Annotated in this window: 10 protein-coding genes; 8 read left to right on the top strand and 2 right to left on the bottom strand. The window is 36.7% G+C overall.

Annotated features, from left to right (window positions below; all coding sequences use genetic code 11):
- Positions 1-340 precede the first annotated feature (340 nt).
- Complete coding sequence (locus WC623_RS10795) at positions 341-511, bottom strand: hypothetical protein (RefSeq protein ID WP_372850834.1); 171 nt, start codon at positions 509-511, stop codon at positions 341-343.
- A gap of 450 nt (positions 512-961) precedes the next feature.
- Here WC623_RS10795 and WC623_RS10790 point away from each other — a divergent pair, with 450 nt between their 5' ends.
- Positions 962-1,519, top strand: a complete 558-nt coding sequence (locus WC623_RS10790) for an NADPH-dependent FMN reductase (protein ID WP_372850832.1) — start codon at positions 962-964, stop codon at positions 1,517-1,519.
- 38 nt (positions 1,520-1,557) lie between these two features.
- Positions 1,558-1,887: a multidrug efflux SMR transporter gene (locus WC623_RS10785; protein ID WP_372850830.1), complete on the top strand. Its 330-nt coding sequence runs from the start codon at positions 1,558-1,560 to the stop codon at positions 1,885-1,887.
- A gap of 82 nt (positions 1,888-1,969) precedes the next feature.
- Here WC623_RS10785 and WC623_RS10780 read toward each other — a convergent pair whose 3' ends face one another.
- On the bottom strand, positions 1,970-2,467 hold the full coding sequence (locus WC623_RS10780; RefSeq protein WP_372850828.1) for a histidine kinase dimerization/phospho-acceptor domain-containing protein: 498 nt from the start codon (positions 2,465-2,467) through the stop codon (positions 1,970-1,972).
- A 165-nt stretch (positions 2,468-2,632) separates the two neighbouring features.
- Between WC623_RS10780 and WC623_RS10775 the strand changes: the two genes are divergently transcribed.
- From WC623_RS10775 to WC623_RS10750, 6 genes are all read left to right on the top strand, one after another.
- The gene (locus WC623_RS10775; protein ID WP_372850826.1) at positions 2,633-3,613 is read left to right on the top strand and encodes a helix-turn-helix transcriptional regulator; all 981 of its coding nucleotides are present in this window, start codon (positions 2,633-2,635) and stop codon (positions 3,611-3,613) included.
- A 41-nt stretch (positions 3,614-3,654) separates the two neighbouring features.
- Positions 3,655-4,626, top strand: a complete 972-nt coding sequence (locus tag WC623_RS10770) for a helix-turn-helix transcriptional regulator (RefSeq protein ID WP_372850824.1) — start codon at positions 3,655-3,657, stop codon at positions 4,624-4,626.
- A 128-nt stretch (positions 4,627-4,754) separates the two neighbouring features.
- Entirely contained in the window at positions 4,755-5,705 is a 951-nt protein-coding gene (locus WC623_RS10765) for a hypothetical protein (protein ID WP_372850822.1), read from the top strand.
- 94 nt (positions 5,706-5,799) lie between these two features.
- On the top strand, positions 5,800-7,161 hold the full coding sequence (locus WC623_RS10760; protein ID WP_372850820.1) for a PP2C family serine/threonine-protein phosphatase: 1,362 nt from the start codon (positions 5,800-5,802) through the stop codon (positions 7,159-7,161).
- A gap of 59 nt (positions 7,162-7,220) precedes the next feature.
- Positions 7,221-11,210: an FtsW/RodA/SpoVE family cell cycle protein gene (locus tag WC623_RS10755; protein ID WP_372850818.1), complete on the top strand. Its 3,990-nt coding sequence runs from the start codon at positions 7,221-7,223 to the stop codon at positions 11,208-11,210.
- A gap of 5 nt (positions 11,211-11,215) precedes the next feature.
- Positions 11,216-12,010: an FHA domain-containing protein gene (locus WC623_RS10750; RefSeq protein ID WP_372850816.1), complete on the top strand. Its 795-nt coding sequence runs from the start codon at positions 11,216-11,218 to the stop codon at positions 12,008-12,010.
- The last annotated feature ends 6 nt before the right edge of the window (positions 12,011-12,016 follow it).

Here is a 12,016-nt window from a genome sequence, read left to right as displayed (position 1 = left end):
TACTTAATTGAGTTTCATGTTATTAATCGCTCCAAAGAGTTTTCTTTTGTGAAAATTCTTACAATGAGGAAATAGATCATCTATAATAGTAGTAAATATAGTGGATGTCTATCTTTATAAACAGTAGGCTCCATCTGTACCTGTCATGTATTTACCATTAAATTTTGCCATGATCAAAAAAGTCAATTCAAAATAGAACAATACAATTAGCAAAAGCTTAGGACTCCTATCAGCAAAGAACCAAGTTGAAAATGATTAAACACCAACTATACTCCAACTATTTCTTAGAAAAGTCGGTGTCAACTTGGTATATAGTTGGAGTATACTTGGAGTCATCTCCTTAACTAAGCAGTAGATTTCCTGCAGAATCTCTAATTTCTCTTACTGCTTTTACTGCTTCATTTTCTGATGATGCCATGAGGTAAACTAAAAAATCTTCTCCATCAAAACAGTAATATCCATTGTTAGCTAAATCAGATCGGTAAAGATCAGTCACCAGATATGTTTTCATTTTGTTATAGGCATCAATCTATTATCCCTGCTCTTTCACTTGTCAGAATTTGGAAAGCGAGACTCCTTAATTAATACTTCATTTTAAAAATGATCAATTTGTTGTATATTTTTTCTACTTCATAGGCTTGCTATTTTTGTTACTAAAGCTGGCTAAACCCCTATTCAAATATAACGAAAGTCATTATAATAACAGTAATAATCTAATAATTAAATTAAAAATCATTAAAGTAAAATAATGAGTTGTAATACATTATTCTGAAGTAAAAAATAAGATGTCAATGTCTTTTAAAAGCAACCTAGTACTCATTCCTAAATTTTAATCTATATGTCAATAATTAAGGTAGGTTCTGAAATATCTAAATAGTTATTTATGTTTCTAAAAAATCTACTATAACAAAGAAATAATAATTAACTTCAATAGTATTGAGTTAAATCAAAAATCAAGACAATGGAAAAGCATAAAATAGCAGTTATAGTAGGAAGCCTTCGCAAAGAATCATTCAATCTGAAAACTGCAAAAGCATTAATTGCTGTTGCACCCGAATCTCTATCCCTGGAAATAGTCAGTATCGCAAATCTTCCCATGTTTAATGAAGATCTGGAAGCTACACCGCCAAATGAATGGGTAGTATTTCGGGAACAAATTATTGCTGCAGATGGAGTTCTTTTTGTTACACCTGAATATAACCGTTCTGTACCTGCTGTTTTAAAAAATGCTATTGATGTAGGCTCTCGTCCTTATGGTCAGAATTCATGGAATGAAAAACCTGGAGCTATTGTCAGTGTTTCTATTGGAAACATTTGTGGCTTTGGTGCTAATCATCATTTGCGTCAGTCTTTGGTTTTTGTTAACGTGCCTACTATGGCACAGCCTGAGGCATATATTGGTGGGGCTGCAGCATTATTTGACGATAATGGCGAGCTCATTAATGAATCCAGAAGAGAATCTTTGAAAAATTTCATGTTAGCTTATGAAAAATGGATTAAAGCCAATATAAAAAAATAGAAATGCTACTTTTGCAATAATAAAAATAGCATATAATTATGAACTGGATAATACTAATCCTGGGAGGATTTTTCGAAGTTGGATTTACTTTGTGTCTGGGCAAGGCAAAAGAAGCTGTAGGCACCACTATGTATTCTTGGTATGCTGGCTTTATTGCCTGTCTTTTCATCAGTATGTACCTTCTGTTAAAAGCAACACAAACATTGCCCTTAGGTACAGCATATGCAGTATGGACTGGCATTGGTGCTGTAGGGACCGTTCTAATAGGCATTTTCGTGTTCAAGGAACCGGCTACTTTTTTAAGGTTGTTTTTTATAGCTACGCTAATCGGTTCTATTATAGGACTTAAAATGGTTTCGTCGCACTAAACCAATAATAGCTCTGAATAAGGACAAAAGTTCCTACAAGAATTTTATTGGAGTTTGTATAGTGTCTTTAGCAAATAAATATTCAATCGATAAGCAAATTTAGTTTATCAGCAGTCTGTTGGACTATTTCATCCAACTCTTTTACACAACCGTCGATCATGACGTAATACTTTCCTTTTTCTGACTGATCATCGGTTTCTTTAATCAATGCAGATAAACCCATTACTGAGGCTACCGGCTTCCGTATTTCGTGTGAATTGATCCAGGCAATCTCTTTCAGTAAATTGTTCTGTTCATTGATCAGTGCCTGTTGTTTTCTGCTTTCCTCAAGGCTTTCCATTAGATAAGCTAAATTTTTCTTTTGCCCTTTGTGGTAAAGATTAATCAGGTACTGCAACAATAAGGCACTAATGCCTATAAATAGAAAGGCTTTCAGACTGTTTATCATTGCACGGTCTTCAGCAGGCATAGCTTCAATCCATGCTGAAACAACCTGATCGCTTAAAAATACCCATATACTTCCAATAACTATATACAGCAATACGATGTAGTTCTTATTTTTCATGGTAAATTCTTTCATACAAATAATTTGGTGTTACTTATAGTACAAAGGTACTCCTAGCTATAAAGTGCAAAGGCCACAATTATGTTTTAAAATATCAGATTAAGACCAATCCTTATTTTTTTAATAAATTCAATTATCTTTAAATACCCATTTATCTAATGTTAAACAAGATCAATACTCATGATAGAAATAACACATCCTTTTGGGGTTGAAACAGATTGGGTAGAAAAAATGGCTGTCGAAATGGGAGGATATGTAGAGGGCAACTATACTATTGTCCCTGATGAATTACATACAGGAACACGCTATACATTAGCCATAAATGAAGATATTACTGTTTTACTTGCTGATGTAACCTATCATCAGGATGTATTGTTCAGATTACGTAATGATAAAACAGATTTTGCAGGTATATACTTTAACCTTACTGAAGGAGAATCTATCCATATCATGGATGAAGTTTCTCGTTCCGTTGGAAGATGGAATTATAATCTGGCCATTATAGATGCCCATCTTGACCTTGACTACCTCGTAAAAGCAGGAAGCAAATCTTACAATATATCGATCTTCGTAAAAAAGCGTATGCTTCGAGAATACCTGGCTAAAATGGGAATACTTAATAAAGTGTTAGACACTATATTCGATGAAGCACAAAATACAATTATCCATTATGATCATATGAGTGGAGCTAGTTGGCATATCATCAATGAATTTAGAAAGTCAATACCTGGAAGTGTCGCTTATGACTTGTTTTTGAGTGCAACAGTTTATAACCTTTTAAGCGACTACCTGGAACATTTAATGAAGCGTGAGATCTTGATCGGAAAACTTAGCGGTGTGGATGTAAGTCTGATTATGGCTTCCCAGGCTAGCCTGACTAAAAATGTAACCGGGGTATTTCCTGGAATTGCTAGCCTTGCCGCCCAAGCCTGCATGTCGGAAACGAAATACAAAATGCTTTATAAAAAGATTACGGGTTTCAGTCCAAACGCTTTTTTCCTGAACAACAAACTGGAACTGAGTCGGGAACTTCTTGCTTCCGGACATTATACAGTTGGAGAAATATCAGATAAACTAAACTTTACAAACCCCTCTCATTTAACAGAATTATTTAAAAATCATTTTGGAGTACTGCCTAAAGATTACGTTAACTTACTATAGTGAGCCACTATAAAGATATACCGAAAAAATTTTCACATAGCATGGCTCTGGATACAAGCTGGAGGCAGGATTTTATGGATAAGCTAGGTGCTCAACTCATTAATTCCCGTCAGTTGAAATTCCCTGATCACATTGCCCGTGGTGGTTCCTATTTTATGGAAGTTATGCCTGGGTTGATGGTCCTCATTGTAGATCTGACTTTTAAAGAGCGCATTGAATTTACAAAAGTGGCTAGTAAAGAAGCCTTTTGCATTGCCTATTATGACCTGAGTGATGAGATCAGTATTCACCACGTAAACGAAACTAATCATCAGGTAGGTTATCACTCCAAACTAGGAATGGCCATTGTAGATGCTGCTTTAAAAAGCACTTACACTCCCCCTGTTTCGCAACGAATGTATTCTTTTCGGTTACTCATATCTAAAGAATTACTAAAAGAACACCTTCAGATTGACATGCCAATACATATGGCTGAAAAAGTATTTGATGGAAAAAAGAACAACATCTTTTTCTACAGCCATATAGATAGTCGTACTCGTCTTGCATTACTTAGACTAAAAGAACGCAGTTATGATGATCCTGGTTTTGAGCTAAGTTTGAAAGGAGCAGCACTACAGGCTTTTGGATACCTCATACAACGCATGACTGAACACGGACCAGCAGTATTGGGGCGGTTATCTGAATCAGAAATGTCACTCGTCATGCATACGGGAGACTACATGATGGGCCAGCTTCTAGACATATTTCCAGGTATCGATTTTTTAGCAAGTATGGCGGGTATGTCCATCTCCCGCTATAATAAAGTATTTAAAAAACTCTTTAAAACCAGTCCTAATAGATTCTTTTTGAATGAAAAAGTTTTATTAGCACAAGCGTTTTTAAAAAGCGGCAAATTTAATACAGTTAATGAAGTAGCCTATAAGCTTGGTTACGACAAGCCAGGGTATTTCGCTAAGGTTTACAAAAATGCTACTGGTCAACTTCCTGCGGAAGAATTAATAAGAAAACATTGATTTCTTGTTCGCCTGGAAGTTTTTTGAAAAACTGTTATATTCATAAAGCGGTTATTTTTGCATCTTTAATAATGAATTAACTAGCTTTACCGTTATATAGAAATTTACACACCATTAAACGTTTATAGATGGAAGAAAAACCTTCTTTTTGGCAGAGAATAGGCATTCAGGATTGGTTTTTAAGTAGTAATAATACAGGGCCAGCAACTAAAACACAGCCGCTTACACCAGATACGATTTATAAATATATCATTGAGAAGTTTAAAGAATCTATTGCGGATTTGTCTTTTGCCGAACGTGTAGTTTTTTATCATGAATACATCATATGTTTAAATACTGAAGACTACCGGTCTTTTATGGACAATAAAAATGGAATGTTCGGATTAATTGCTCAGGAATCAGTAAAAACATTCTACGACATACTGAATGACTATGCCCTTTCTGGCAAAAGTGTAGAGCCTTCCAGTAACAAATGGGTATTTCGTTTTGTAGCACATCCAGATTATAAACCTGGAGATAAAGGGTTTATTGGTAAATTAATGCCAGATGCTGGACAGAAGCAGGAAAACCTTAGGGTGACCTTCATTCCCAGACATACCGGGCTTGCACAAACATTTGATATTAGTAATGAACTGCTTAAAGACTTTATATTTTATAGTGAGGGATATTATGAAATCCCATATATTGCCAATATAAAATCTCCGGCAAAAAGTGAAGTTTTAGTGGAAAATGTATTACTGGCCAGATTTGAAACTACCTTGCCGGATCAGGCTTACACTGGTCAAAAACTGGAATACATGATGAAATTTAATGAGATCACGATTTCCGGAAATGAGGAAACAAGGACAGAGGACAGTATATTTAAAATCCCGTCCGATTGGGTAAACTCCCCTCATCTTCAAATTCGTTATAACAAAACTGCTGATAAATTCTACCTGTCATCCTTTGGAGAGAAAACAATTCTAAATGAAAACCTTATTGAAAGAAGTAATCCTGAGGATCCCAAATGGGTTGAATTACCTCTGAATTCGAGAATTATCCTTAATGGAATTATTGGAATTAACATTTTTAAAGCCTGATTTATGTCGCAGATACTCTCTATAGCGTTATTGATCTTATGTGTGCTATTACTGATATCACATTTTATAGCTATAAAAAAATCGACCAGCAAGAATGGATAGGAACTATTTTGGAATAACAGATACCGGAAAAGTACGCAGCAATAATGAAGATACTTTTATTGCTCAAAGAATAGAGGGTTCGGACTATATTCTTGCTTGTGTAATCGATGGCGTGGGAGGCTATACCGGTGGTGAAGTGGCGGCAGCTGTTGCCAGAAAAACTGTACTTAGACTATTGGACAAGCCCGCAGGTGATTTATCACTACTTATGCAGGCTGTTTTTTCTGAAGCCAATGAACAAATACTAGAGGCAAAAAAATTAAATAAAGAACATGAGGATATGGCCTGCGTGATGACCCTGGCTCTTGTAGATCTGAAAAACAATCAGTTCTATTATGCTCATGTAGGCGATACCAGGATCTATTTACTGCGGGATAGTTCATTGATAAAGATATCCAAAGACCAGTCTTTTGTTGGTTTCATGGAAGATTCAGGACGCTTAACCGAGGAACAGGCCATGCAACACCCTAAACGTAATGAAATCAATAAAGCGCTGGGATTTGCTGGGAATATTGGTATACAAAAGGACTATGTAGAGACTGGACACTCCCCTTTTTTACCAGGCGACTTGATTTTGCTTTGCAGTGATGGTTTATCAGACATGGTTAATAAACAAGGTATAACTGATATACTATTAAAAAACTATCAATTAGAGCAAAAAGGAATACAATTAATTGATACTGCTAATGCCAATGGTGGCCGTGATAATATTACTGTGGTATTGGTTAAAAATGATAAAGAAGTATTTGTTCATGAGGCGACAAAACCTATTTCAAGACCTAAAAAGAAGAAGGTAGTAACTGTTGTTCCTGAAGAAGCTTTAAAAGTTGATGAAGGCTTAAAAACTACCGGTTCTTTAGTAAAGGTTCCTGTAAAAAAGCCTTCTAAAGGTATTAGTCCTTTAATAAAGATCATCATCTTTATAATCCTTGCAGCTATCGCTTTTGCTTTCTGGAAGCAATGGTACAATGACGAACTGGAAGATAAACACCAACTGCCCGACGCTGTTGTGTTTAACAAGTATGCGCAAGCATTGAAGTTACAGGATACACTGGATAAATTACAAGGAAATATATTGATACTGGATGATTCATTATTTAAATCGCCAATATTAATTGCAGAACCGATTAGAATAAACAGAGACAGCTTATATTTAAAAGCTACGGGAAACATTACTATTAAAAGCGACAGTGGATACAAAGGACAACCATTTTTAATTGCTCCTGCCAACAAAAGTGTCTTATTGGAAAACTTTACATTAGAAAACTTTGACGACCTTAATTCATTGGAAAGAAAAGGTATTCTATTAAAGAATGTACAGTTTATTGCTACCGGGGCTGTAGCTAAACCTTAATCACAATAAAGTATTATAAATCAATAATTGGAAACAAACAAACTGAATTAATAATTTATATGTCAGGACAGATAAAACACAACCCAAATAGGAAAGCTGAGCGTATATTTTTACTGCTGGCAACCCTTATACTGGGTGCCTTGTTTGTGACATTAAATTTTGCCCAGCAAGATAACTTTAAGGATGTGTACAAGCGCCTGAATGAAGGCACTATGATGAATCTGAATGAGCCTGCTCCTGGTAAGAAGATCAAAACACTGCTGACTAAAGGTTATTATTTTGAGGATAAAAACGACGTACTACTGATTGAAAACGTAGTAGCAAATAGTACAATATTACATAAAGAACCTATTGATAATATAGGGGAACTGAATAAAAAGAATTTCTTTGTACCTGCTGATGTAGCTTTTGCTAACGGTGGAAAAAACTTTAAGGAGCGGGTGCTGGCCTCCCGTTTGCTTCTTGGTTTTTCAGGAAATGATTCATTAAAATATAAGCAGGAACTAAAAAATCCAGAGAAGTTACCAGCTGCTAAAGATTTTAAACAAGGCAGTTATAGCATCAATGGGAAGATTACAGATACAGCCAAAAAAGCAGTAGCGGGTGTTCTGGTCAGAATTCAAATGATTTTGCCACAAGACACTGCTTACAATGAAGATGAGATATTAAATGATTTTATCTCTTATGTGCGTACAGATGCAAATGGAAATTATAGTTTCCAGCATTTGCCTGATGGAAAGGCTTATGGGGTGCTTCCATTAAAGCCAGGCTTTCAGTACGGAAGATCACTGGGATTACAGGAACTTGATGAAGATGCAACGTTTAATTTTAGGCAATCGCCCCATAGCATCAAGTTATTCTCAACCAGAGATTTTAAAATCCTAAAAAAGGAGAAATCTTTAATTGTACGAACGCCAGAGTCGTACAACCAATGGTATTGGATTATTGTACTTAGTTTTTTTGCTGGGTTTTTCCTTTTGCACTTCTTTATGACGGTAAAGCGCCCAGAGGCCGATCAACTAATATTGCCTGTTATCATGATCATGACCGGCTTATCATTTCTTACTTTACTTAGTCTGCAGGATCCATTAAGGGATAGGTTTTTAGCTAGAGACAGCCTTGTATTTTACGGTCTGGGGATTTTAAGCATCATCATTATGCTTTCTGTAAACTTGCGTAAATTCAATGTTGACTCGAGGATGTACAGAATGCTACTGGTCAAGAATATATTTAGTAAGGCTAAAGGATGGCAATGGGCCATTGCCGCCTTAGGCTTGCTCGCATTGACCATTGTATTTGGAACTGGTCCAGAAGGTAGTGGTGTAAAAGTGAACCTTTTCGGTGTACAGCCAAGTGAGATTGTGAAGTATTCCATCATTCTTTTCCTTGCAGGTTTTTTCGCTTCAAATGAACGGTTTATCACAGAGTATAGCAGCTGGCACAAACGTTGGTTCTTTTTCTCTTTTGCCTTAATAGCAATGGTGATAGCGATATTAATGTATTTACTACTGGGCGACTTAGGCCCTGCGATGGTTGTCTGTTTTACTTTTATCATTCTTTTCTCTTTTTCAAGAGGGGATTTTATGATGATGCTGGCGGCAATTATTATATATGTGTTTAGTGCATGGTTTTTAAATGTCTGGATAGCAACGCTGGCTACCATTGTTCTGGTTTCTTTAATTATGGTGATCAATAAGAAAACGAGTGAATCTGCCATGATGATCATTATGGTGATGGCTGCTTTCCTGCTGATCGACCAGGTTCCCTATTTAGGAAAATTAATTCCCGGACCTGTAAACAGGCTTACAGAACGCAAATCGATATGGCAAGATCCATGGAATAATGAAGTTTACGGAGGAGATCAGGTTGCTAATGGTATCTGGGCTATGGCTAGTGGTGGTATTAGTGGACAAGGTGTTGGGAAAGGCTTTGCTAAAACTATTCCTGAAGCTCATACTGATATGATTTTACCTGCAATCGGTGAAGAGTTTGGTTGGGCAGGGATTGTCGGGATATTTATATTATTCCTGGTGTTTTTACATCGTTCCATAATTATTGGGAGACAAACAGGTATGCCCTTTCTGTTCTACCTTTCTGCTGGCGTCGGCATCAGTTTATTTATACAGTTTTTACTGATTGCAGGCGGCTCTACTGGCGCCCTTCCGCTTTCGGGTGTCGCATTACCTTTTATCAGTTATGGTGGTTCGTCGTTAGTCGCCAATATGCTTGCAGCTGGTTTTCTACTCTCCATATCCCTTGTTAAAGGTTCTGAAGTCCAAATGACTTACATTACTAAACAACAAGATAAAAACCTGGTTCCTGCATTGCTTGCAGCAAGTATTGCTATATTATTACTTACGGTTACTGTATCTAACTACATTATAAACAATAACAAATGGGTTGTACAACCCGCGCTAGTTGCAGATAGAAGTGGTGCACGTATGTTTAGCTACAATCCACGTATAGCTATATTAATGAATAAACTTGCTGCTGGTGATTTGTTTGACCGGAATGGTCGTGTACTTGCAACAAGTAATCCAGAACACATTAAAAAACAACGAAACGAACTGAATGCTGCTGGTATTAGCTACAATCTGGATTCTGCAGAGCACAAGCGTGTTGACAGGTACTACCCTTTTGAGGAACAGATGTTTTTCTGGACCGGCGACAATAATACCGGGATCTTTAACGGAAGTACCAATGGCTATTTCGCCGAGTATGAACATGCTGCAGAGCTAAGAGGATTTAAAACACCTACAATTTCATTTAATACAAATGCGAACAAATACCAGGAAAACCGTTTTTTACCTCGTGGGATAAAAGAAATGACGGTCAGCAAAAGAGATTATACAGCGCTTGCTCCTCTTTTATTATCAGGTTTAAATAGTGATGAAGTACAAGCCTTTAAAAAGCGCAATAGAGATGTAAAACTGACCATTGATGCCAGCCTGCAAACTACCATTCAGAATACCATGGCCCAGGATACAAGCATCAGAAACAGCAGAGTGTCTGTAGTAATCATGGAAGACTATACTGGTGATGTACTTGCTTCAGCATTGTTTCCGCTCCCTCCTGTTAAAAATTGGGATTTGCTGAATATGACAACCACAGAGCAGAATAAGTTATCAGCTTGGTACACTACGGCCGACTTAGGTTTTACTACAGCCACTCCCCCCGGTTCGACAGCTAAGGTACTTACTGCTATGGCCGCCTTCAATAAGTTGGGACCTGATGCAGCAAAGAAGGTGTTTTCTGTTAGTGCAGCAGAAAGGATCAGAACAAAAGGTATTGAACCTGATGAAACTGGTAATATTAACCTGGAACGTGCTTTGGTGAAATCTAATAATGTATACTTTATTAAAATTGCAAATGAAGAACACCTGCAAGATGAAATGGCTACATTGTATTTAAAAACCGGTATGTTTTTACGTGGTGTAGGTGGTTATTACTATGGAAGAGATACGAGTAATATTAAGCAAGAAGCAAAGTGGCGTACTTTTTGGGAAAAAACAGAATTCAATACAAAACCGAAATACGACCCGGCGAGGATTCGTCGCACAAGAGCTAAGGGGATTTCAGGAATGGCATGGGGACAAGGCGAACTGATCGCTACTCCTGCAGCTATAGCCAGACTGGTTTCTGGGGTAGCCAATAAAGGTAAGGTGGTAGCCAATCGATATGTGCTTAAAATAAGTGATTCTACGACCTCTGTTAATCCTTCTATTAAAATAGCAAACGATCCTCAATATGCTGAGTTGATCAGTAGCTACATGTTAAAGCAAAGTGAAAATAAAACTTATACCTTAGGTATAAAAGTAGCTGGTAAAACTGGTACACCAGAAAGAATTTGGAAAGATCAGCAGATTAACGACGGCTGGTATACTTTTTTTGCACCAAAAGCAAATGGAAAGGGAAATGTTGTAGTTTGTATCAGAATTGAATCTACACGAGGCTCTAGTAAAGCAGTCAAACTTGCCGGACAACATGTAGTCCCCGCTTTATTGAAATTGGGTTATTTAAAAAAAGAAACGAAAAAAGTCTTAAACTAGATCATATGTTTAATCTATTTAATAAACGTAATCAGGAGCCACCACAGGATGTAAAAGCAATCAGAGAGCTGTTATTATCGGGTATAAAACAGGAATTACAGAAGCTGGAAGGTGGAGAAGGTAAACATATAAAGGGCATTGCTTTATTCATTGCATGTTTACCTACAGAAAGGCATATGTATGAATCGGCTGTTTTTGCTGACGATGATATCAGGTTTAAAAGCGAAGTACAGCGTATTGCTGATGATTTTGCAATTGACCTACCTGAAAACTGGACAATGCAGACCAACTTTATCGAAGAATTACCAGTAGATGCTATAAAATTAAATGGGTTAAATGCTGCACTTTATATCAGGACTCCGGAACATGTAGTCGTAACCCGTTCTAAAACTGCTTATATTCGTCCTTTGAACGGAGAATCTGAGAAAAAGAAATACAAAATCAGTGCTGCAGATGGTAAAATAAATATTGGCAGAGAGCATAAAGTTCAGGCAAGTGATGGTTTTTTCAGGATTAACCACATTGCTTTTCCTGATAAAAGCTCCGATGAAGCCAATAAATTTATCAGCAGGCAACATGCACATATTGAATGGGACTCAGATACAGGATCTTTTCTTTTATTTGCAGATGAAGGTGGCATCCCTCCTCGCAATAAAGTAAAAATAAGATCATTGGGGGATCATAATCCAGTGAAATTAAATGTTACTGAACTGGGACATACATTGCAGGAGGGCGATCAGATTATATTGGGTGAGCTTGCTGTTTTAGAATTTAGTTATATTGAAGTTGATCATAATTAATATAGT

It is taken from the genome of Pedobacter sp. (assembly GCF_041645105.1).
Lineage (GTDB): Bacteria > Bacteroidota > Bacteroidia > Sphingobacteriales > Sphingobacteriaceae > Pedobacter.
Note: the sequence above shows the minus strand (reverse complement) of the source record. Positions and strands in the feature narration are given on the sequence as shown.

Coding starts and splice junctions, on each gene's coding strand:
- WC623_RS10790 (WP_372850832.1), top strand. CDS start 962: ATGGAAAAGCATAAAATAGCAGTTATAGTAGGAAGCCTTCGCAAAGAA.
- WC623_RS10760 (WP_372850820.1), top strand. CDS start 5,800: ATGGATAGGAACTATTTTGGAATAACAGATACCGGAAAAGTACGCAGC.
- WC623_RS10750 (WP_372850816.1), top strand. CDS start 11,216: ATGTTTAATCTATTTAATAAACGTAATCAGGAGCCACCACAGGATGTA.
- WC623_RS10795 (WP_372850834.1), bottom strand. CDS start 511: ATGAAAACATATCTGGTGACTGATCTTTACCGATCTGATTTAGCTAAC.
- WC623_RS10775 (WP_372850826.1), top strand. CDS start 2,633: ATGATAGAAATAACACATCCTTTTGGGGTTGAAACAGATTGGGTAGAA.
- WC623_RS10785 (WP_372850830.1), top strand. CDS start 1,558: ATGAACTGGATAATACTAATCCTGGGAGGATTTTTCGAAGTTGGATTT.
- WC623_RS10780 (WP_372850828.1), bottom strand. CDS start 2,467: ATGAAAGAATTTACCATGAAAAATAAGAACTACATCGTATTGCTGTAT.
- WC623_RS10755 (WP_372850818.1), top strand. CDS start 7,221: ATGTCAGGACAGATAAAACACAACCCAAATAGGAAAGCTGAGCGTATA.
- WC623_RS10765 (WP_372850822.1), top strand. CDS start 4,755: ATGGAAGAAAAACCTTCTTTTTGGCAGAGAATAGGCATTCAGGATTGG.
- WC623_RS10770 (WP_372850824.1), top strand. CDS start 3,655: ATGGCTCTGGATACAAGCTGGAGGCAGGATTTTATGGATAAGCTAGGT.